Source organism: Plantactinospora sp. A48, from assembly GCF_055793945.1.
In genome coordinates this window covers 42,366-63,250 of the sequence record NZ_JBTIXF010000035.1, presented here as the reverse complement: position 1 = coordinate 63,250, position 20,885 = coordinate 42,366, and the positions used below count along the sequence as shown (strand labels likewise).

Annotated in this window: 20 protein-coding genes and 1 pseudogene; 11 read left to right on the top strand and 10 right to left on the bottom strand. The window is 70.9% G+C overall.

Going from position 1 to position 20,885, the window contains the following annotated elements:
* Window positions 1–213: 213 nt before the first annotated feature.
* The 5 genes from ACXN5W_RS18815 to ACXN5W_RS18795 all read left to right on the top strand — a co-directional run bounded on the left by ACXN5W_RS18815 (window position 214) and on the right by ACXN5W_RS18795 (window position 5,388).
* Window positions 214–1,152 carry an ABC transporter permease gene (locus tag ACXN5W_RS18815; protein ID WP_473159623.1) on the top strand — a complete coding sequence of 313 codons (939 nt, stop codon included), beginning with the start codon at window positions 214–216 and terminating at the stop codon, window positions 1,150–1,152.
* Window positions 1,145–2,131, top strand: a complete 987-nt coding sequence (locus ACXN5W_RS18810; protein ID WP_473159622.1) for an ABC transporter permease — start codon at window positions 1,145–1,147, stop codon at window positions 2,129–2,131. Before ACXN5W_RS18815 ends, ACXN5W_RS18810 begins: the two co-directional genes overlap by 8 nt.
* Before the next feature lie 4 nt (window positions 2,132–2,135).
* On the top strand, window positions 2,136–3,173 hold the full coding sequence (locus ACXN5W_RS18805; protein WP_473159621.1) for an ABC transporter ATP-binding protein: 1,038 nt from the start codon (window positions 2,136–2,138) through the stop codon (window positions 3,171–3,173).
* Entirely contained in the window at window positions 3,160–4,308 is a 1,149-nt protein-coding gene (locus ACXN5W_RS18800) for an ABC transporter ATP-binding protein (RefSeq protein ID WP_473159620.1), read from the top strand. Before ACXN5W_RS18805 ends, ACXN5W_RS18800 begins: the two co-directional genes overlap by 14 nt.
* A gap of 159 nt (window positions 4,309–4,467) precedes the next feature.
* Entirely contained in the window at window positions 4,468–5,388 is a 921-nt protein-coding gene (locus ACXN5W_RS18795) for a DUF559 domain-containing protein (RefSeq protein WP_473159619.1), read from the top strand.
* Window positions 5,389–5,816: 428 nt separating this feature from the next.
* On the opposite strand, the gene purH is transcribed toward ACXN5W_RS18795, so the two are convergent.
* The gene (gene purH / locus ACXN5W_RS18790; protein WP_473159618.1) at window positions 5,817–7,409 is read right to left on the bottom strand and encodes a bifunctional phosphoribosylaminoimidazolecarboxamide formyltransferase/IMP cyclohydrolase; all 1,593 of its coding nucleotides are present in this window, start codon (window positions 7,407–7,409) and stop codon (window positions 5,817–5,819) included.
* The gene (gene purN, locus ACXN5W_RS18785; RefSeq protein ID WP_473159617.1) at window positions 7,406–8,026 is read right to left on the bottom strand and encodes a phosphoribosylglycinamide formyltransferase; all 621 of its coding nucleotides are present in this window, start codon (window positions 8,024–8,026) and stop codon (window positions 7,406–7,408) included. The genes purH and purN overlap by 4 nt, the downstream gene beginning before the upstream one ends.
* A gap of 286 nt (window positions 8,027–8,312) precedes the next feature.
* Here purN and ACXN5W_RS18780 point away from each other — a divergent pair, with 286 nt between their 5' ends.
* A complete protein-coding gene (locus ACXN5W_RS18780) occupies window positions 8,313–9,017 on the top strand; it encodes a DUF4190 domain-containing protein (RefSeq protein WP_473159616.1) in 705 nt (234 codons plus the stop codon).
* A 37-nt stretch (window positions 9,018–9,054) separates the two neighbouring features.
* Here the strand turns inward: ACXN5W_RS18780 and ACXN5W_RS18775 are convergent, their stop codons facing one another.
* On the bottom strand, window positions 9,055–10,212 hold the full coding sequence (locus ACXN5W_RS18775; protein WP_473159615.1) for a cell division protein PerM: 1,158 nt from the start codon (window positions 10,210–10,212) through the stop codon (window positions 9,055–9,057).
* Window positions 10,213–10,705: 493 nt separating this feature from the next.
* Between ACXN5W_RS18775 and ACXN5W_RS18770 the strand changes: the two genes are divergently transcribed.
* Entirely contained in the window at window positions 10,706–10,957 is a 252-nt protein-coding gene (locus ACXN5W_RS18770) for a hypothetical protein (protein ID WP_473159614.1), read from the top strand.
* A gap of 272 nt (window positions 10,958–11,229) precedes the next feature.
* Here ACXN5W_RS18770 and sucD read toward each other — a convergent pair whose 3' ends face one another.
* The 4 genes from sucD to ACXN5W_RS18750 form a co-directional block, all read right to left on the bottom strand.
* Window positions 11,230–12,117 carry a succinate--CoA ligase subunit alpha gene (gene sucD / locus ACXN5W_RS18765; protein ID WP_473159613.1) on the bottom strand — a complete coding sequence of 296 codons (888 nt, stop codon included), beginning with the start codon at window positions 12,115–12,117 and terminating at the stop codon, window positions 11,230–11,232.
* Between the two features lies 1 nt (window position 12,118).
* Window positions 12,119–13,297 carry an ADP-forming succinate--CoA ligase subunit beta gene (gene sucC, locus ACXN5W_RS18760; RefSeq protein ID WP_473159612.1) on the bottom strand — a complete coding sequence of 393 codons (1,179 nt, stop codon included), beginning with the start codon at window positions 13,295–13,297 and terminating at the stop codon, window positions 12,119–12,121.
* Window positions 13,298–13,481: 184 nt separating this feature from the next.
* Window positions 13,482–14,354 (bottom strand): hypothetical protein, encoded by an 873-nt coding sequence (locus tag ACXN5W_RS18755; protein WP_473159611.1) that lies wholly within the window; start codon window positions 14,352–14,354, stop codon window positions 13,482–13,484.
* 359 nt (window positions 14,355–14,713) lie between these two features.
* On the bottom strand, window positions 14,714–15,118 hold the full coding sequence (locus ACXN5W_RS18750) for a cobalamin B12-binding domain-containing protein (protein ID WP_473159610.1): 405 nt from the start codon (window positions 15,116–15,118) through the stop codon (window positions 14,714–14,716).
* Between the two features lie 429 nt (window positions 15,119–15,547).
* Here ACXN5W_RS18750 and ACXN5W_RS18745 point away from each other — a divergent pair, with 429 nt between their 5' ends.
* The 3 genes from ACXN5W_RS18745 (at window position 15,548) to ACXN5W_RS18735 (ending at window position 17,844) form a co-directional block, all read left to right on the top strand.
* Window positions 15,548–16,255: a M23 family metallopeptidase gene (locus tag ACXN5W_RS18745; RefSeq protein WP_473159609.1), complete on the top strand. Its 708-nt coding sequence runs from the start codon at window positions 15,548–15,550 to the stop codon at window positions 16,253–16,255.
* A gap of 350 nt (window positions 16,256–16,605) precedes the next feature.
* Complete coding sequence (locus ACXN5W_RS18740; RefSeq protein ID WP_473159608.1) at window positions 16,606–17,418, top strand: M23 family metallopeptidase; 813 nt, start codon at window positions 16,606–16,608, stop codon at window positions 17,416–17,418.
* A gap of 135 nt (window positions 17,419–17,553) precedes the next feature.
* Entirely contained in the window at window positions 17,554–17,844 is a 291-nt protein-coding gene (locus tag ACXN5W_RS18735; RefSeq protein ID WP_473159607.1) for a hypothetical protein, read from the top strand.
* Window positions 17,845–18,068: 224 nt separating this feature from the next.
* On the opposite strand, the gene ACXN5W_RS18730 is transcribed toward ACXN5W_RS18735, so the two are convergent.
* Complete coding sequence (locus ACXN5W_RS18730) at window positions 18,069–18,653, bottom strand: P-loop NTPase family protein (protein WP_473159606.1); 585 nt, start codon at window positions 18,651–18,653, stop codon at window positions 18,069–18,071.
* Window positions 18,654–18,888: 235 nt separating this feature from the next.
* Here ACXN5W_RS18730 and ACXN5W_RS18725 point away from each other — a divergent pair.
* A pseudogene (locus tag ACXN5W_RS18725) lies at window positions 18,889–19,020 on the top strand (hypothetical protein); the annotation flags it as partial.
* Window positions 19,021–19,239: 219 nt separating this feature from the next.
* Here ACXN5W_RS18725 and ACXN5W_RS18720 read toward each other — a convergent pair.
* Window positions 19,240–19,785: a hypothetical protein gene (locus ACXN5W_RS18720; RefSeq protein ID WP_473159628.1), complete on the bottom strand. Its 546-nt coding sequence runs from the start codon at window positions 19,783–19,785 to the stop codon at window positions 19,240–19,242.
* 509 nt (window positions 19,786–20,294) lie between these two features.
* A complete protein-coding gene (locus ACXN5W_RS18715) occupies window positions 20,295–20,819 on the bottom strand; it encodes a hypothetical protein (RefSeq protein WP_473159605.1) in 525 nt (174 codons plus the stop codon).
* Between the last annotated feature and the right edge of the window lie 66 nt (window positions 20,820–20,885).

Below are 20,885 nucleotides of genomic sequence, written 5' to 3'. Positions count from 1 at the left end.
GAGTTGGTTGGGTTGCGATGTCCTTCTTGCCTCATCTCCGGGGGGGGGCGGTGGGTAGCACGGTGGGGTGACCGGCCTCGCCCCCCCCCCCCCCCCCCCCCCCCCCCCACCCCGGGGGGTTGCGCCCCTGTCCCGGGTACGCCCGGAGCCCCGCCCGGGTACGCCCGGAGCCCCGCCCCCACCCCGTTCGGTGCAAAGGGAGACCGCGACAGCATGTTCCGCTACATCCTGCGGCGCCTTCTGCAGATGGTCCTGGCTTTCTTCGGGACCACGCTGATCGTCTACGCGCTGATGTTCGCCGGCCAGGGCGACCCGATCCAGGCACTCGCCGGCGAGCGCCCGGTGACCGCCGCCCAGCGGGCGTACCTCACCGAGAAGTACCACCTCGACGCCACCGGCATCGGCGGCTTCTTCTACCGGTACGGCGACTACGTCGGCAACCTGCTGCGGGGCGACCTGGGCGAGTCGTTGACCGGTCGCCGGATCGCCGACATCCTCGCCCAGGCATGGCCGGTCACCGTCCGGCTCGCGCTGATCGCGCTGGCCGTGGCGATCCTGTTCGGCGTCACCGCCGGGGTCGTCGCCGGCATCCGCCGGGCCGGCCTGTTCGACAACTCGACGCTGCTGCTCACCCTGCTGGTGCTGGGTGTACCGACGATCGTGCTGGCACCGTTGGCGCAGTACTTCCTCGGCGTGAAGTTGCAGCTCTTCCCACCCACCGCCGGTTCCGCGCCCAGCCTGTACGCGCTGCTGCTGCCCGGCATCGTGCTCGGTTCGCTGTCCCTGGCCACCGCGCTGCGGCTGACCCGTACCTCGGTGGCCGAGAACCTGGGTGCCGACTACGTCCGTACGGCGACCGCCAAGGGCCTGTTCCGGCGCCGGGTGGTCGGCGTACACGTGCTGCGCAACTCGCTGATCCCGGTCGTCACCTTCCTCGGTGTCGAGCTGGGCAACCTGATGAGCGGCGCGATCATCACCGAGGGTGTCTTCAACATCCCCGGTGTCGGGTTCAACCTGTTCCGCGCCATCAAGACCGAGGACGGGCCGCTGGTGGTGGGCATCGTCAGCGTCCTGGTCGTGGTCTACCTCGTGTCCAACCTGGTGGTGGACGTCCTGTACGCCGTACTCGATCCGAGGATCCGCTATGAGTAGCCAACCTGTGGCCCCGGTGCAGAGCGCGACCGGCGGGCCCGGCGCCGTATCCGCCGGTGGCGGCACCACCGGCGGCCCCGCCGGAGTTCCCGCCGCCAGCGGCGCCCCCGCCACTGCCGGGAAGACCAGCAGCCTCGCCGGGCACGCCTGGCGGGACCTGCGGCGCAACCCGATCTTCTGGGTCTCGCTGGTCCTGGTCCTGCTGGTGACCGCGATGGCGATCGCCCCCGGCCTGTTCACCGGTGACGACCCGCGCAACTGCGTCCTGGCCCGGCAGCACGCCGGACCGTCCGGCTCGGCCATCTTCGGGTACGACTTCCAGGGCTGCGACGTCTACGCCCGGTCGGTCTACGGCGCCCGCGCCTCACTGCTGGTCGGCGCGCTGTCCGCGCTGCTGACCGGGGTGATCGCGATCGTCGTCGGCATGCTCGCCGGGTACTTCGGCGGCTGGGTCGACGCCACGCTGTCCCGCGTGATCGACATCGTCCTGGGCATCCCGCTGCTGCTGGCCGCCATCGTGCTGCTGAAGCGGCTCAACTCGGACAACCCGGATGCCCGGCTGTTCGCGGTGATCCTGGTGCTGGCCGTGCTGGGCTGGACCACGGCGGCCCGCGTGGTGCGGTCCTCGGTGATCACGGCCCGTCAGCAGGACTACGTGTCGGCGGCCCGGATGCTGGGCGCCGGCAACGGCCGGATCATGTGGCGGCACATCCTGCCGAACGCGCTGGCCCCGGCCATCGTCGTGCTCACCATCGCGCTGGGTTCGTTCATCGCGGCCGAGGCCACGCTCTCCTTCCTGGGCATCGGTCTCAAGTCCCCGACGATCTCGTGGGGCATCGACATCGACACCGGCCGGGTGCACATGCGGGAATCGGCGACGCCGCTGATCGTGCCCTCGACGTTCCTGGCCCTGACCGTGCTCGCGTTCATCATGCTCGGCGACGCGATCCGCGACGCCTTCGACCCGAAGCTGCGGTGAGATCATGACTGAGACCTCCGTCCGGCCCGCGCCGGCCGACGGCCCGGATCGGGCCACCGAACACCTCCTTGAGGTGCGGGATCTGCACGTCGAGTTCCACACCCGCGAGGGGGTGGCCCGGGTGCTCAACGGTGTCTCGTACCACGTGGACGCCGGTGAGACGCTCGCCGTGCTCGGCGAGTCCGGTTCCGGCAAGTCGGTGACCGCGCAGGCCGTGATGGGTTTGCTCGACACCCCGCCAGCGGTGATCCCGGCCGGTGAGATCCGGTACGGCGGGCGCGACCTGCTGACCATGGGCACCGACGAGCGGCGCCAGGTCCGGGGCAAGGAGATCGCGATGATCTTCCAGGACGCGCTGTCGGCGCTGAACCCGGTCTTCCCGGTGGGTTGGCAGATCGGCGAGACGCTCCGGCTGCGCGCGAAGATGTCCCGGGGCGAGGCCCGCAAACGGGCGATCGAACTGATGGACCTGGTCCGCATCCCCGCCGCGAAGCAACGGGTCGGCGACTACCCGCACCAGTTCTCCGGCGGCATGCGGCAACGGGTGATGATCGCGATGGCGCTGGCGCTCGACCCCAGGGTGCTGATCGCCGACGAGCCGACCACCGCGCTCGACGTGACCGTCCAGGCCCAGATCATGGACCTCCTCGCCGACCTGCGGCGGGAGCTGAACATGGCCATGATCCTGATCACCCACGACCTCGGCGTGGTGGCCGACGTCGCCGACCGGATCGCCGTGATGTACGCGGGCCGGATCGTCGAGCACGCCGACGTGCGCTCGCTGTACCGGGCACCGGCCCACCCGTACACGAAGGGTCTGCTGGAGTCGATCCCCCGGCTGAGCCAGCGCGGACAGCGCCTGGCGACCATCAAGGGGTTGCCGCCCAACCTCATGGCCATCCCCTCCGGGTGCGCCTTCCACCCCCGGTGCCCGTACGCCCGGCAGGAGTGCCTGGACGTCGTACCGGCCAACCGGGAACTGGGCGCCGGACGCACCAGCGCCTGCCACTTCGCCCAGGAGGTGCTCGATGACCGTCTCTGACCGGGCCTCGGCCCATCCGGCCCCGTCGGCCGGCTCGACCCCCTCGGCCGGCTCGGCTCCGTCGGCCCCGTCGACCGGCTCGGCTCCGTCGACCGGCGAGATCGTCCTGGACGTCCAGGACGTCGTGAAGCACTTCCCGGTGACGCGCGGCGTCGTGTTCCAGCGCCAGATCGGCGCCGTCAAGGCCGTCGACGGGGTGAGCTTCCAGCTACGCCGCGGCGAGACGCTGGGCATCGTCGGCGAGTCCGGCTGTGGCAAGTCCACCCTGGCCCGGCTGCTGATGCGGCTGGAGACACCGACGTCGGGACGGGCCACGCTCAACGGCGAGGACCTGTTCGCCGCCTCCGGTGGCCGGCTGCGCCGGATCCGGCGCAACGTGCAGATGGTCATGCAGGACCCGTACAGCTCGCTCAACCCCCGGATGACGGTCGGCGACATCATCGGCGAACCGTTCCAGATCCACCCCGAGGTGGCGCCCCGGGGTGACCGCCGGCGCCGGGTGCAGGAACTGCTGGAGGTCGTGGGGCTCAACCCGGAGCACGTGAACCGTTACCCGCACCAGTTCTCGGGCGGCCAGCGGCAGCGCATCGGCATCGCCCGGGCCCTCGCCCTGCGGCCCGAGGTGATCATCTGCGACGAGCCGGTCAGCGCGCTCGACGTGTCGATCCAGGCCCAGGTGATCAACCTGCTGGAACAGCTCCAGGACGAGTTCGACCTGTCCTACGTCTTCATCGCGCACGACCTGTCGGTGGTTCGCCACATCTCCGACCGGGTCGGCGTGATGTACCTGGGCAAGATGGTCGAGGTGGGCACGCACGACGAGATCTACGAGCGGCCGACCCACCCGTACACCCAGGCTCTGCTGTCCGCCGTCCCGGTGCCGGACCCGGAGGCCCGCAGCCAGCGCGAGATCATCAGACTGACCGGGGACGTCCCGTCGCCGGCCGACCCGCCCTCGGGTTGCCGCTTCCGGACCCGCTGCTGGAAGGCGCAGGACATCTGTGCCACCCAGGAGCCGCCGCTGGTACCCCGCGCCGTGCCGCTGCCGTCCCCCACGCTGGCCACCCCGACCCGCGGTACCGACGCCCACCCGTCGGCCTGCCACTTCCCCGAGCTGCGGCACGTCACCGCCTGACCGCCAGGGCGGAGCATCCCCCGCTCACTGGTACGTCAGCGACGTTATCGGACCATCGTAAGGTCGCTGACGTACCAGTGAGCCCAAGCCGGGCCACGGTTATCCACAGGCCCGACGGTGAGACCACCCGACGGGCAGGTGATGCGGCAGGCTGCTCGGGTGTCCCGTCGCGCTGTCGTGCCACACCGGCTCGGGTTCCTGCCCTTCCGGGGAAGTACGGCCATCTCCGATGGGTTGCTGACCGAGCGCATGTTGCGGGGCCGGGCATGGCGCCGCCTGTTGCCCGACGTCTACATACACGCCGACGCCTTCTCCGGCGCCGACCACCGGATGTGGTGTGACGCCGTAGCGCTCGTTCTGCCTGAGGGCGCCGCCATCGCCGGGCCGAGTGCCGCCTTCCTCTGGGGCGTCAACCTGCTCCCAGGAATCGCCCACCGCCCTACACCGCCTTCTGTGTCCGTGGTGCTCCCCCTTGCTGGCCGGATGCGGCAACACCCGAAGATCACCAGCGTACGAACCCGGCTGGACGCCGGTGACGTCGTCCGGTTCGCCAAGCTGCCGGTGACCTCGCCGGTGCGTACCGCGTTTGACCTGGGCCGCCAGCCCGACCGGGCGGACGCCCTCGTCGCGGTCGACGCGCTGTTGCACCGCCGGGTGGTCAAGCTGCCCGCGCTGACCGGGTACGCGCTCGCCCGACCCGGTTGGCCGGGGGTCAGCCTGCTCCGGGACGTGCTCGCCCTCGCCGAGCCGCTGACGGAGTCACCGATGGAGAGCCGGCTCCGGTTGCTCATCGTCGACGCCGGCCTGCCCCGACCGGTGGCCCAGCACGACGTCCACGACATCCGGGGCCGCTGGCTGGCGCGGGTCGATTTCGCCTATCCCGAGCTGCGCATCGCCATCGAGTACGAGGGCGATCACCATCGGGAACGCCAGCACTTCCAGCGGGACGTGGCCCGGCTCAACGCGCTGCACGCCGCCGGCTGGACCGTGCTGCGTTTCACCGCCGAGGACGTGCTGCGGCAGCCGGCCCGGGTGCTGGCCGATATCCGGGGCGCCCGCCTGGCCCGTGGCGCCGTCTGAACCCCGACCCTCGCGCCAAGCAGGTCAGCCACGCCACGCCACACTTTCCCGCCCCGCCCCGCCCCGCCCGCCCCGCCAGCCGCGCCAAGCCGCGCCACGCCGCGCCACGCCACGCCACGCCACGCCACGCTGTCCCGCCACGCCACGCCACGCCCCGCCACGCCCGCCACGCCACGCCCCGCCCCGCCCGCCGACCGCGTCAGGCAGGCACCGACGATGGCACCAGAAATACCGGGCCGCCTGCCGCGTCGGGTGTTGGACGTCCGGCGGGATGTACGCCAGCCACCTCTACCCGATCGGACGAGGTGGCTGGCGTACATCTCAATGGCAGGGACCCTGCACGCAGCCCCGCCCGGGACGACGCCCCAACCGACGTGGCCCGAACCCGAAGGAACCCCGCACGGCGGCCGGCGGCCCGGGCGGTGGGGTCAGTGGAAGAAGTGCCGGGTGCCGGTGAGGTACATGGTGACGCCGGCCTCGGCGGCGGCGGCGATGACCGCCTCGTCCCGGATCGAGCCACCCGGCTGCACGACCGCCCGCACGCCGGCGTCGATGAGCACCTGGAGCCCGTCGGGGAACGGGAAGTAGGCGTCGGAGGCGCCGACCGAGCCGCGCGCCCGGTCGGCACCGGCGCGCGAGACGGCCAGGTGCGCCGAGTCGACCCGGTTGACCTGCCCCATCCCCACTCCCACGGTGGCCTCGTCCCGGGCCAGCAGGATGGCGTTGCTCTTCACCGAGCGGATCGCCCGCCACGCGAAGACCAGGTCGCGCAGCGTCGCCTCGTCGGCCGCCTCCCCGGCGACCAGCCGCCAGGCGGCCGGGTCGTCGCCGGGCGCGTCCACCCGGTCGGCCAGTTGTACCAGCACACCGCCGCTGACCAGCCGCCACTCGGCGGGCTGCGGTGCCCAGGTGGGCGCCCTCAGCACGCGCAGGTTCTTCCTGCCGGACAGCACCTCCAGCGCGTCCGGGGCGTAGTCCGGCGCCACGATGACCTCGGTGAAGATCTCGGCCACCTGCTTGGCCAGCTCGACCGTGACCGCGCCGTTCACCGCGATCACCCCGCCGTACGCGGAGACGGGGTCGCAGGCGTGCGCCTTGCGGTGCGCGTCGGCGACGTCGGCGCCCACCGCGATGCCGCACGGGTTGGCGTGCTTGATCACCGCGACGGCCGGCGCGTCCGGGCCGAAGTCGTGCACCGCTCGCCACGCGGCGTCGGCGTCCACGTAGTTGTTGTAGGACATCTCCTTGCCGTGCAACTGTTCCGCCTGGGCCAGCCCGGCCGGGGCCCCGGCGTCGGTGTACAGGGCCGCCTCCTGATGCGGGTTCTCGCCGTACCGCAGGGTGGTCCGCCGCCGCAGCGCCAGTCCGGTGCTGGCCGGCCACTCGGGTGCGGCGTCGTCGAGCGCGACGGAGCACCAGTTCGCCACGGCCACGTCGTACTCGGCGATGTCGGCGAAGGCCCGGGCCGCGAGCCCGCGCCGCTCCGCCGCGGTGAAGCCACCGGCGTCGAGGGCACGCTGGATCATCGGGTACGCCGACACCGCCGTGACCACGGCCACGGACGGGTGGTTCTTGGCGGCTGCCCGGACCATGGCCGGCCCACCGATGTCGATCTGTTCGACGCACTCGTCCAGGCTGGCGCCGGAGTTGACCGTCTCGGTGAACGGGTAGAGGTTGGAGACCAGCAGGTCGAACGGCTGGATACCCAGCTCGGCGAGCTGCTTGACGTGCTCCGGGCGGCGCAGGTCGGCCAGCAGTCCCGCGTGGACCCGCGGGTGCAGGGTCTTGACCCGGCCGTCGAGGCACTCGGGGAAGTCCGTGACCACCTCGACGGGCGTCACGGGCACGCCGGCCCGCTCGATGGTGGCGGCGGTGCTGCCGGTCGAGACGATCTCCACGCCGGCGGCGTGCAGTGCGGTCGCCAGCTCGACCAGCCCGGTCTTGTCGTACACGCTGACCAGCGCCCGCCGGATGGGCCGGCGGTCGCTGTTGGCGCTGGTCGCGGCGCTGCGCTCGCTCACGGAATGGTGACCTTTCTTCCGGTGATCGTCCAACCCTCGCGGACCAGGCGGCCGACCTGCTCGACCAGTTGGCGCCGCTCGGCTTCCTTGATGCGTTCGGTCAGGCTCTCCTCGTCGTCGTCGTCGAGCACCGGGACCGCCACCTGGGCGACGATCGGTCCGGTGTCAACGCCGGCGTCCACGAAGAACAACGTCGCGCCCGCCACCTTGACGCCGTAGCCGAGGGCGTCCCGCGGGCCGTGGATGCCGGGGAACGCGGGCAGCAGCGAGTTGTGGGTGTTCAGGTACCGGTCGCCGAAGGCGGCCAGGAAGTGCGCGCCGACGAGCTTCAGGAATCCGGCGGAGATCACCAGATCGGGCTCGTACGCCGCGACGTGCGCGGTGAGCGCCCGGTCCCACTCATCGCGGGTCGGGTACGCCGGCACCCGGTCGACGAAGGTCGGCACCCCGGCGTCGGCGGCCCGGTCGAGGCCCTTGACCCCGTCCCGGTCCGCGCCCACCGCCACGACCCGGGCCCCGTAGCCGGGATCGGTGGTCGCGTCGAGGAGCGCCTGCAGGTTACTGCCGGAGCCCGAGACGAGGACGACGAGCCGGGCTGCCGGCGCGGGCGCAGTCACGCCAGCACCCTATCGGGCCGGTGTGGGCGAGCCGAACGTGACCGGCTGATGGCGTCCAACGGGTAGGCTGCCGGTCTCTCCACCGCATCGATCCGCTGGGTCCGCGCGCCATCGCCGACGCGCTGGGTCCCCGCGCGCGATCATCGATGCGCGACTGACCGGTGCCCGGTGCGGCGCGTTCGTCCGGCCGCCCGCCGGTTGACGGTGTCGTGGCCGCGCGCTGCTCGGCGGCGGACCACACCGATCGTCTACCGTGACCACGTCCCCTCTTCGTGAAGGAGCCGACATGCAGCCCGGCTATCCCGGCCAGGATCCGTACGGCCAGCAGCCGCCGCAGGACCCGTCTGCGCCCCAGTACCAGGACCCGTACGCGCAGCCGCCCGCGCCGCAGCCGCCGTACGGGCAGCCGGCCTACGGGCAGCCCCCCACCTCCGGCCAGCCCTACGGCCAGCCTCCCACCTCCGGGCAGCCCTACGGCCAGCCGGGCTACGGCGAGCAGCCGGCGTCCGGGCAGCCGTACGGCCAGCCCCCCACCTCCGGCCAGCCGTACGGGCAGCCGGGCTACGGCGGACAACCGCCCACCTCCGGCCAGCCGTACGGGCAGCCGGCGTACGGGGCTCCGCAGTACTCCGACCCGTACGCGCAGCAGCCCGGCCAGCCGTACGGCGCGGGGCCGGGCCAGCCGGCGTTCGGGCAACCGGCGTTCGGTCAGCCGGCGCAGGGGCCCAACAACACGCTCGGGCTGATCGGCATGATCCTCGGCATCGCCGGCATCCCGCTGGTGTGCTGCTTCTTCCTCGGGATCCCGGCCGGCATCGCCGGCATCGTCCTCGGTTTCCTGGGCAAGCAGAAGGCCGACCAGGGGCTGGCGACGAACCGCGGTCAGGCCATGACCGGCATCATCTGCGGCGCGGTGGCCGTGGTCCTGGGCATCCTCGCCATCATCGGCCGGGTCGCCCTGGGCAGCAGCAGCTTCATGAACAACTACTGAGCCGTAGTCGATCGATCATGGGGTTGGCGGAGTGGCGTCAACCCCATGATCGGCGGGTCGCCGACGGGCGGACCCGGGACGCGAAGAACGTCCGGGTGAGCGCCACGCCCAGCACGGCGCCCAGGGCCAGCACTGCGGCGGCCACGACGGAAACCTGCCAGGCCACCGGTCCCAGCTCGGCGAGCCGGCCGCCGCCGAGCGACCCTCCCGAGGCCACCGCCGCCAACCCGACCAGCGCGCCGGCCACCGGTCCGGCCAGGGCGGCGGCGGCGAGCAGCGGCCCCCATGACAGGTCGGCGGGTTCCTTACCGGCCGCGCGCACCACGCGGCGGACCAGCAGGGTTCCGGCCGCCGCGCCGGCCAGCAGCGGCACGGCCAGCAGCAGCGCCCCCAACCCGCCCACCGGACCGGTCGGCAGTCCGGCCAGCAGCGGTACGGCGGGCAGCCCGCCGACGGTGACCTCGGTGGCCCGCACCACGGTGCCGGTGCCGACCGCGAACCCGGGGCCGAGCAGGTAACTCGCCGCCCACACCGCCGCGTTGGGCGCGTAGGCCACGCTGATCAGGGTGATCCCGGCCTGGCCGGCGACCCCGGTTCGGTACGCGCCGATCATCTCGCCCGCGTCCCCGCCGCCGGTCGCCACCGCCAGGCCCGCCGCGCCCGCGCCCGCGCCCACCAGCAGCAGCGCCGCGACCACCCCGGTGCGCAGCGCGTCCCGCAGCACCGGCGGCACCCGGGACAGCAGCCCGGCCAGCACTCCCGTCCCGGACAGCGCGCCCAGCAGTGCGGCCACCGCGCCGAACACCCCCAGCGTGAGCCCGGACCGGACCGGCGAGACCGCCGGGCCGGAACCGCCGAGTCCCAGCGCGGCCAGCGTGCCGAGCAATCCGTATCCGATGCCCACCGCCAGCGCCACCAGCAGCGCCTGCCGTCCCGTGCCGTGGTGCCGCGCGCCGATCGCCCGGGTCACGTGCACCCCGGCCCGGACCACCCGCCAGGCCGCCAGCCCGGCGATGGTCAGTGGCACCAGGGCGACCGGGCCGGCCGTGGTCGGCAGGGGCACCCCGTGGCCGAGCAGCCAGGCCGCGAGTCCGGCCCGAGCCGCGCCGCCGGGGGTGGTGACCGGACCGCCGAAGCGGGCCAGCCCCATCCCGATCGCCACCGGCAGGTACGACAGCAGCGCCGCCCAGATCACCGCGACCCCGGCGGCGACCGGCAGCGGGGCACGTCGGCGTCCGGACCTCGAGCGCTGCCGGGGTGGCCGCCGTCCCGATCCGCCGGAGTCGCGGGTGGATGCTTCCCGGGTACGGCCGTCCCCGGGACGATCCTCCGGGCCGGCGCGATCCGAGGTCGACGTGCCGGCCTGGCCCGAGGGCGGCCTGCCGGCCTGGCCCGACGGTGGCCTGCCGGTCCGGCCCGACGGGGGCGCGCCGGACCGGCCGCGATCCGTCCTGGGCCGGTCGCGATCCGTCACGGGACGGTCATCGCCGGGCTCGACGGCGCGGTCGGGCTGCTCGGGAGGGACGGAGGACATCGTGATCTACTCTGGCACGCCCGGCGGGTCCGCTGGGGGCGACACCACCGCCCGCGTCCCAGTTGTACGACATGGGACAGCGGCGGGGGCGTCCGCACGCTAGCCTCTGCCCCAAACTGCGATCATGCATCGCTCGCTTTAACCAGGAGAACAAATGACGGCACCATACCCGCCGGAAAGCGCCCCCGCCGCCGGCAACGATCGCACCACCCTCTGGGGCGTGCTCGGGATCGTGCTGGGACTCTGCTGCGGCCCCCTCGGCATCGTCTTCGGCTGGTTGTCGATCCGGGACGCCAAGACGTTCGGCAAGTCGCCCGTGCTCGGCTACATCGGCATCGTGATCGGCGTCCTCAACATCATCGGCGGCATCATCCGGGTCGCCACGGGGCACACCGGCCTGTCCTGACCGCCGGCGGCCCTCCGCGACCCTGACCGTCGGCGGCCATCGGCGCCATTGGCGGCAGCGCCGCACGGTGGTCCGGTCGCACGGTGGTCCGGGTCGGACGATGGCACAGGATGCGCACGTGGCCGGGCCGGCCGGTGACACAGGGCCGCACGCGGTCCGGGTCGCACAGTTGGTTTGCCCGGACCGGCCGGCCTCGGACGCACCAACGGGAACGGATCAAAAAGCCGGGGGCAGGCGAACCGCCTGCCCCCGGCTCCGTTTCGTCGCCCGGCTCAACTGCCGGACATGATCTCCCGCATCAGCTTGGCCGTCTCGGTGGGAGTCTTGCCCACCTTCACGCCCACAGCCTCCAACGCCTCCTTCTTGGCGTCCGCCGTACCGGCCGAACCCGAGATGATGGCGCCGGCGTGCCCCATGGTCTTGCCGGGCGGGGCGGTGAAGCCGGCGATGTAGCCGACCACCGGCTTGGTGACGTTGTTCTTGATGAACTCGGCCGCCCGCTCCTCGGCGTCGCCGCCGATCTCGCCGATCATCACGATCGCGTCGGTCTCCGGGTCGTCCTGGAAGGCGCGCAGCGCGTCGATGTGGGTGGTGCCGATGATCGGGTCACCGCCGATGCCGACGCAGGTGGAGAAGCCGATGTCGCGCAGCTCGTACATCATCTGGTAGGTCAGCGTGCCGCTCTTGCTGACCAGACCGATCCGGCCGGCGCCGGTGATGTCGGCCGGGATGATGCCGGCGTTCGACTCACCCGGCGAGGCGATGCCGGGGCAGTTCGGGCCGATGATCCGGGTGCGCTCACCCTGGGCCACGTTGTACGCCCACAGGGCGGCGGTGTCGTGCACCGGGACGCCCTCGGTGATCACCACGGCCAGCGGAATCCCCGCGTCGATCGCCTCGACCACAGCGGCCTTGGTGAACTGCGGCGGTACGAAGATGACCGTCGCGTCGGCGCCGGTCTCCTTCATGGCGTCGGCGACACCCGCGAAGACCGGCAGTTCGGTGCCGTCGAAGTCGACGGTCTGCCCGGCCTTGCGCGGGTTGACCCCGCCGACCACGTTGGTGCCGGCGGCCAGCATCCGGCGGGTGTGCTTGGAGCCCTCGGAGCCGGTCATCCCCTGGACGATGACCTTCGAGTCCTTGGTCAGCCAGATTGCCATCTCAGACCCCCGCAGCCGCGAGCTCGGCGGCGCGTTCGGCCGCTCCATCCATGGTGTCCACCCGCTGCACCAGCGGGTTGTTGGCCTGTTCCAGGATCGCCCGGCCCGCCTCGGCGTTGTTGCCGTCCAGCCGGACAACCAGCGGCTTGGTGACCTGCTCGCCGCGCTGTTCCAGCAGGGCCAGCGCCTGGATGATGCCGTTGGCGACCTCGTCGCAGGCGGTGATGCCGCCGAAGACGTTCACGAAGACGCTCCGGACCGACGGGTCGGACAGCACGATCTCCAGACCGTTCGCCATCACGGCCGCGCTGGCGCCACCGCCGATGTCGAGGAAGTTGGCCGGCTTCACCCCGCCGTGCGCCTCGCCCGCGTACGCCACCACGTCGAGGGTGGACATGACCAGCCCGGCGCCGTTACCGATGATCCCGACCTCGCCGTCGAGCTTGACGTAGTTGAGGTCCTTCTCCTTGGCCCGCTGCTCCAGCGGGTCGACCGACGCCTGGTCGACCAGTGCCTCGTGGTCGGGGTGCCGGAAACCGGCGTTGGCGTCCAGGGTGATCTTGGCGTCCAGCAGCAGGACCTTGCCGTCCGCCGTCTTGGCCAGCGGGTTCACCTCGACCAGGGTCGCGTCCTCGGCGACGAACGCCTGCCAGAGGCCCACCGCGATCTCGACGATCTGGTCGGCCACCTCGGCCGGGAACCCGGCGGCGGTGACGATCTGGCGGGCCGTCGCCTCGTCCACGCCGGTGTTGGCGTCGATCGGGGTCTTGACGACCTTGTCCGGCGTCTCGGCGGCGACCTGCTCGATGTCCATCCCGCCGGCGACGCTGGCGATGCACAGGAAGGTGCGGTTCGCCCGGTCCAGCAGGTACGAGAAGTAGTACTCCTCGGCGATGTCGGCGGTCACCGTGATCATGACCTTGTGGACCGTGTGGCCCTTGATGTCCATGCCGAGGATGTCGGTGCTGCGGGCCACCGCCTCGTCCGGACCGTCGGCCAGCTTCACGCCGCCGGCCTTGCCCCGGCCACCGACCTTCACCTGCGCCTTGACGACCACTCGACCGCCGAGGCGTTCGGCGATCGCGCGGGCCTCCTCCGGGGTCGTGGCGACGCCGCCCGCGAGCACGGGCAAGCCGTGCCGCTCGAACAGGTCCCGCCCCTGGTACTCGTACAGGTCCACGTTTGCGCGTCCCGTCCCGTCTCCGCGGCGCGCCGTCGCGCCGCCACCAGCGTGAGAAAAACAGTTTGACGCCTGTTACCGCGATAAACAGGCCATTGGCCGCAGCCTAGCGAGATGGCCGGGACGAGCAACCGAGCGGGTACGTCCTGTGCGGTAATCCACAGCGGTCGGCGACCGCCACCGGTCACTCGACCCGGCAGCGACCGGCAGCGAAGTAGCTGATGGCCTGCATGATCTCCGCCTCGGGCCGGTCGCCGAAGTTGAGCGTGGCGGTGAAGCCGGTTCCGAACACGGCCTTCTGGATGCCGGCGTCCAGGGCGGTGAACGCGCCGAGCCCGCCGGCCGCCCGCTCGTCCCAGGGACGCACGCAGACCATCTTCTCCAGCGCCCACCGTCGCCGGTAGATCCGCTCGATCGCGCCCCAGGGCAGCCAGATCGCCTGGCCCCGGGTGGGCCGGGTCTTGATCCACAGCCCGTCCGGCCCGGCGGCCAGCACCGGACCGCCGGAGCTGATCAGCCAGAGCTGGACACCCAGCAGCGCCAGGATCGGCACGGTCAGGCAGGCGAGGATGCCCAGGACGGCACCCGCGGCGGAGGCGTCGCCGGTCGCGATCGCCATGGGCACGAAGATCAGGAAGAGCACTCCCAGGACCGGGCTCACCACCACCAGCGCGCGTTTGAGCAGGTTCGGCCGGACGACGAAGGGCTGGCCCTCCGGGATCCGCTTGTGGACCGCCCGGGGCGGCGGCGGGGGATAACTCCCGGGCTGGCGGTAGTTCCCCGATGCCCCGTAGTTCCCCGGCGCCGGATGACCGCCGGGCTGACCGTAACCCGCCGGGGGCGGATACCCGCCGGAAGCCGGATAGCCACCTTGCGGCGGCACGGGATGGACATAGGGCTGGCCGTGGCCGGCCGGTGCGCCGTACCCGCCGGGCGGCGGCGGAGGCGGTCCGCCGGGCACGGCGTACCCCGGGGGTGGCGGCGCGGGGGTCCCGCCCTGCGGGGGCGGACCGGCGGAGTCGCCGGGGGGCGTGGGCGGCTGCGCGGGGTAGGTCATGGGTGGACTCCGGGGGGCGGGCAGCGGGGTGACCGGCAGCGGACGGCTGCGCGGGCGGGGCCCGGCCCAGGGTACGGCTTCGGCGCCCGTCCACTCAGCCCCCGCCGGAGATCTTCCGGTGGCCGCGTAACCCCCAACCCGGGTCGTCGTTGAGTCAGGTGTCGGAGCGCTGATCGAGCGTGATGGCGGGAGCGGCCGATGCCCTGTCGGTCGAGGGGTGGCGGCGGGGCATCGTGCATAGAGAGGCCGGACGTGTGAGGGGTGCGTCCGGCCTCTCCCCCTGCCCGAAAGTTGTCGGCGCCGCGCGCCTCAGCAGGGCCCGACGCCACGCGCCTCAGCAGTTCCCGGCGCCACGCGCCTCAGCCGACCGGCTGCCCGAGGTTCGCCCGAACCCATTCCACGATGGACTGGGTGGTGGCACCGGGAGTGAATATCTTGGCCACGCCCAGCCGTTCCAGCTCGGGGATGTCGGCCTCGGGAATGATGCCGCCGCCGAACACCACCAGATCCTCGGCGTCCCGCTCGGCCAGCAGCTCGATGACCCGCTTGAACAGCGTCATGTGCGCGCCGGAGAGCACGGACAGGCCCACCGCGTCGGCGTCCTCCTGGATCGCCGCCTCGACGATCTGCTCCGGCGTCTGGTGGAGCCCGGTGTAGATCACTTCCATGCCCGCGTCCCGCAGGGCACGCGCGACCACCTTGGCGCCGCGATCGTGCCCGTCCAGGCCCGGCTTCGCGACGACTACCCGGATCCGAGAGCTCATCAACGCAACACCTTCCAGGACGTTCGCGGCAGCTACCTGAACGAACGGTAACTCGCCGGCCTGGAGGCCGGGAAGTCGGGCGGCCGAGCGACGCCGTTCGGGTGGAACCCTGATCCCGATCCCCTAGGGGCTTGACCCGAGGGCATTTCAAGGTGGGCCGTTCGGATGACCCCCCGTCCCACATGAGGTTACTCTGCGCCACTAACGACCCCATCTCCAAATAGTTATGATAGGTGTCATATCCACGCAGAATGCCGCACAGCGCGTCAGGAAATCCGCGCTGCAACTTGTGACTCGCCTAGGGGTTGGCTACCGTGTCTGGCGGTCGTCATCTGGTATCCGATCGGTTTGGCGGCCCGGTCAACCGGCTACAGGACGGCGAACACCGGAGCCGGTCTGAGACCGCAACGTCCGATACGGAGGGTGTGCGTGCGTCAGCGCTTGTCGTCTGAGCCCGATCGATATCGCGGCCGTCGTCGCGTGCCCACCCCGCCGCGCAACCGCTACGCGGTTGTCGTCACCGGCGCCTTCGTCGGCGCCGGCATCGTCGCGCTCGGAGCCGGCGCGCTGCCGGACGCGAAGAGCGCCGATCCCGCGGTCCTGGCCGGCCTCAAGCAGGCCGCCGCCGCCCAGGGAGACCTGTCGGATCGCGCCGACGACGCCTCGCGGGCGTCCCGGGCGAACGACCGCGCGGCCCTGACCGACAGCACCACCGCGCAGGACAGCTGGAAACTTCCGCTCGCCGACTACGACCTGATCGCCGGTTACGGCGAGCGGTTCGGCGAGATGCACGCGGGCGTCGACCTCGCCGCCCCGGAGGGCACGCCGTACCTCGCGGTTCACGCGGGCACGGTCACCAAGGCCGGCTGGTACGGCGGCTACGGGTACGCCGTGATCGTGCGACACGCCGACGGCACCGAGGCCATCTACGGGCACTCCTCCCAGCTGCTGGTCCACGAGGGCCAGCAGGTGACAGCCGGCCAGCGGATCGGCCTGGTCGGCAACACCGGCCACTCGTACGGCTCGCACCTGCACCTTGAGGTACACGTCAACGGCGCCCCCACCGATCCGCTCCCGTGGCTGAACGACCGCGGCGTCGACCTCAAGCTCAAGACCGAGAGCCTGTTCGCCGAGTAGGGCCGACCGAGCCCGCCACAATCCTCGAAATCGCCGTCCGGATCGCCTGATCCGGGCGGCTTTTTCGTGCTCACCTTTGAGCATCCCTGGACGATGTGTCTCCGGTCACAGTCCCAGCCATGTCGCCCACCACATCCGCGCCCCGAGCCGGACCGGTCAGTCGGCCGACGACCCGGACATACCCCCGCCCGTCTTGATCGTCGCGCATCGATGAAACCGACCCCGGCTGTTCCGGCGTATCCGCTGTTCACAAGCATGTTCGGCGATTCGCATCCCCCATCCGACACGCGCTCACCTCCGCCAAAACCCGGCTCCGGCCGCGCTCAGCTGGAAAGAAGGCAGGTTCTCCCGTGCATCCCGGCAACCCGTCCGAGACTCCGACCGACGGCCGTGGCCCCGGTACCCCCGGCCGCTCCGGCCCGGCGCACCGGCGTCCCGGCCAGCCTCGCCGGCCCCGTCGCGGCGTTCTGGCACTGACCACCCTGGCCTTCGTCGCCGCCGTGACGGCGGTCGGGTTCACCGCCGTGCGCAGCGCCGCGCCGGACACCGCCAGCAGCGCGGTGGGCAGCCGGCTCGACGAGCGGGCGGCGGCGGCTGACCGCGCCGACCGCGCCGACCGGGAACCGATCCTCACCGCCACCCCGAGCGGGCCGGCCGGCTCGCCCAGCCCGAGCGGATCGGTCGCCCCGACCACCACGCCGAGCCGGAAGCAGACGCCCGCCCCGAAGCGGTCGGCGCGGAAGGCCAGCCCGAAGCCCGCGCCGGCCTGGGTCAGCCCGATGCCGGGCGCCGAGATCACCTCGTGCTTCGGTGAGCGCTGGGGCACCCTGCACGCCGGCATCGACCTCGCCGAGCCGGAGGGCACCGCCATCCACGCCGCGGCCGCCGGCACCGTGGTCAACGCGGGCTGGGAGTTCACCGGGTACGGCATCTCGGTCGTGATCGACCACGGCAACGGCTACCTGACCCACTACGCGCACCAGAGCCGCACCGTGGTCACCGTCGGCCAGAAGGTCAAGCCGGGACAGGTCATCGGCTACGAGGGCGCCACGGGCGACGCCACGGGCCCGCACCTGCACTTCGAGGTCCACGCCGGCGAGTTGTGGAACCAGATCGACCCGGCCCCGTTCATGCGCCAACGCGGAGTCAACCTCGGCTGCTGATGTGCCTGTAGGTTCTCATTAGATCTTTCGGTTTCTCAAGATTATGTCGGTGTAGATGTCGATTCCGACATGTCGTTGGGAATCCGTCGGCGCGGTGCGGTGGTACGAGGGAATCGTTCCGCGAGGATTCTAACCGTGCCCGCCGCGCTCCGTAGTCGTATTGCGTCCGTTGGGGTGATCTATCGCCCGTTCGGCGGTGAGGTGGTCGAGACCACGTTGGAGCGGGTCTCGGTGGAGGAGTTGATGGCGGCCGGGCCGGTGCGGGAGTTTCGCTGGCACCGCTATGCGCCGATGGTTCCCACCAGCCGCGGGCAACGCCTGCTTGACCACCTCGCTCGGCCGGACATCCGCGAACTACTGCGCCGCTACGCCGACGCCAACGCCCGCCCCAAATGCGGACCATACAGGCGTTCCGCCCAGCAGTAACGCACCCGATAACCGCAACGGATACGCCGCCGCTAACCGCCGCGCGGACAGTCAACCCTGCGCTCCACAACCTTCTCGCCGGAACACGACCAGGCCAAGATCATGAGGCCAAGCAGGCTCCGACACTTTCAGCGCGAACCTACATCCGCGACGAGCAGTTCTCACGATTCTGTCGGCGCCCTCCGCCACCTGCGGGAGGTCGCCCACCAGGCCGGCGGACATGCTCAGAATGTCGGTTCCTGCACCTCGGTGAAAGCCCGGAGTGCCCATTGCTTCACCTGTCGACGGCCGCGCAACCGGACCACCACGACCTCCGGGTCGCGCTGCTGGAGAAGGAGAGTGACGCGCTGGCCCGGGCCACCCTGCGTTCGCCACGCCCATCGGATCACGTGGTCGGAGTCGGTCAAGACGGTCCGCAGCGGCGGCTCGATGTTGCCGTTCCACAGGACCTCGCGCCGCCACCTGCGGACCATGGTGCGCGCGATGACTTGCCGCATCACCAAGTGCCGGGGGTGGTCAAGCCACACGACCAGATCGGCCCTGCCATAGAGAATGTCGCCAAGCTTGGCCGTGTACTGCCATTCGGTCACCCAGCGCGGCTGAGCGGCAAACCGCTCTACCTCGTCTACAAAAGTCGGGCGAGGTGCCCAGTTCTCGCCGTGATGCAATGCGTCGAGCTCCATCCGCGGGAGCTGCCATGCCGTGGCGATCAACGAGGCCAGGCTCGTCTTGCCCGCACCGGAGGTGCCTGCGACCAAGACACGGCTTGGCCGCCAGAGGAGCGGATCACGCCAGCTCAGCAGTGGCATGGACGCACACTACGAGGCTCGGCCAGATTTCACCACCTCGCTCGGCCAGACATCCACGAACTGCTGCACTGCTACGCCGACGCCAACGCCCGCCCCTACAGCGCTGTAGGCCCTCATTAGAAGTGGCGGTTTCTCACTGATCTAGCGGTCTACCTGGCGGTTCCGCCAAGTCGCTGAGAAGTGACGGCGAGTCGGAAGGAGTAGGTATTGCTGGCTGTCCGTAAATGATCCGGTCATGTCTACTTCTTTCGAGGAGCGCCGCTTCCAAGCCCTGACCGCCCATCCGAGCGTCAACGCCGCCGCCCAAACACTCGGCCTTCACCACCAGAACCTCTTCCACCAGCTCGACCAACTCGAAGCCGACATCGGCCAGCCATTCATCGACCGAACCAACAACCGCTACCACGCCATGACACCGACACAAGCCCGCCGACACCTGCTCGAACAGCTCCGCCAACCAAGCATCCGCCGACTCCTCGACCGCTGCGCCCCGCCTCACAAAAGCCGGAAGGAGGACAAAACCGTTAAGTCCGATGGAGAACTCACATCACGCTCGGTCAACCAACCAGGCGGAAGGCCTGACCCCTCACTCGCCGAGTCCACGGCGCCGAAGCTCAGAACGGATGTCCGCCGCCGACGACCTCAGCCCCGAAATCGGCATGGAGATGCGCAGTTGATCACCCTTGCACTTACGCAACGGACGACGGCCACCGCGGTCAAGTCGCGTCACCCGCGATTCGTCAGCGGAACCTACGACAACATCCAGCATCGCGACAGGCCACACCCACCGGACACGGGCACTGGTCACGGCCGCATAGGGCACCACGACCACATCGCGCCGCTCAGCAGCCAGATCGACCCAGTCGCCGCCGAACCTCAACCAAGCCGGGCGCGCGCGGGAGAACAGCAGAGAAAACATGGCGAAGAAAATCGTATAGATAGTCACAAAAAAGGCACCGCTTGCAATGACGAGGTTGCCTGGCCTGCCGACGAGTGCCGAGAACAGTAGAGACGCGGAGAGCCACCCGACTACAGCCCCAACGAAGCCGATCGCGGCCGCCGCTGCCACGTAGCGCCACGACGACCACCCAAACACCACATCATCCGGCACGGGGGCATCGCCGATCACCATCAGCTGATCATGGCAGCCGCTGCTGCGCCGATACCAGACCGGATGGTCGACCTAACCGCCATGACTCACGACCGGATGACCACGACCGCACGCCCAAGGTCATCAAGAAAGCGCCGGACCTATGAGAAGAACAGCCCGCCAACCGCCGGAGCCCGCGATCTGGGACCCCAGGTCAGCAACCAACACGACCGCCAGGCCAGATGAGAACCCACAATGGGCCGGTGTAGGTTCTCGTCCTCGGTGACGATTCTTGCGATCCTGGTGGGTTCGGTGGCGGATCCGCCAAGATCGTCCGAACCGGTACGGCATGGCGTCGAACCTGGTCGATGTCAAGGTAGCAGGCTGTGGGCCATGTCGAACGATGGCACGGCTGGGCTTGGTCGGCCGGTCATGGTGCGGTTTCGCGGTGCTGGTGATGTGTTCGCGGAGTCGACCCTGGATCGTGGGTTGCTGGGTTCGCTGATCGGTGGCCCCGGTTCGGGACTTCCGCTGGCTTGAAGGGTCCAGCCTCAACCTGATGGCTCGACCAGGATCTGTCGCGTCCACTCCAGCAGCCGCGTCACCACGAAGACGCCGACAGCGCCGATCTCGGGCGGCCGTCCGTCGTATTCCACCGATGACCAGCAGTCCTCGAACTGGACGGCATACTCGCGGTTGCTGGTGAAGATGGCGGTCACGGTGGCGGTGACCGACGAACCAACCGGATACCGCCGGGAAATGGCCGCCCATTCCTCGCCCGTCCAGTTTGAAACTCGATATCGCTTCGACCGCATTCCGGCGTCCAGGGGGAACAGTCGAACCTGACCCGACCGATGCTGCAGCACCTGGAAGAAGCCCTCGCGGCCAACCAACGGCCACCGGTCCGGGTCCTCCGGCAAGAGCAGGACATCGACGAAACCCGCCGGTTCCTCGCCGAGGTCCACAAAGACCCCGGTGCGGCCCGGCCCCCACGGCACCGCACTCACGCGGCCGCACACCCGCTCACCTCGTGGAAAGCGACACCGCGCCCGGGACAACGCATCAGCCTCGACCACCGGCCTGATCCTTCCACACAACGCCCGCTCCGGAAGCGCTGCGGTGACGCCTGCGCCAACCCTCGT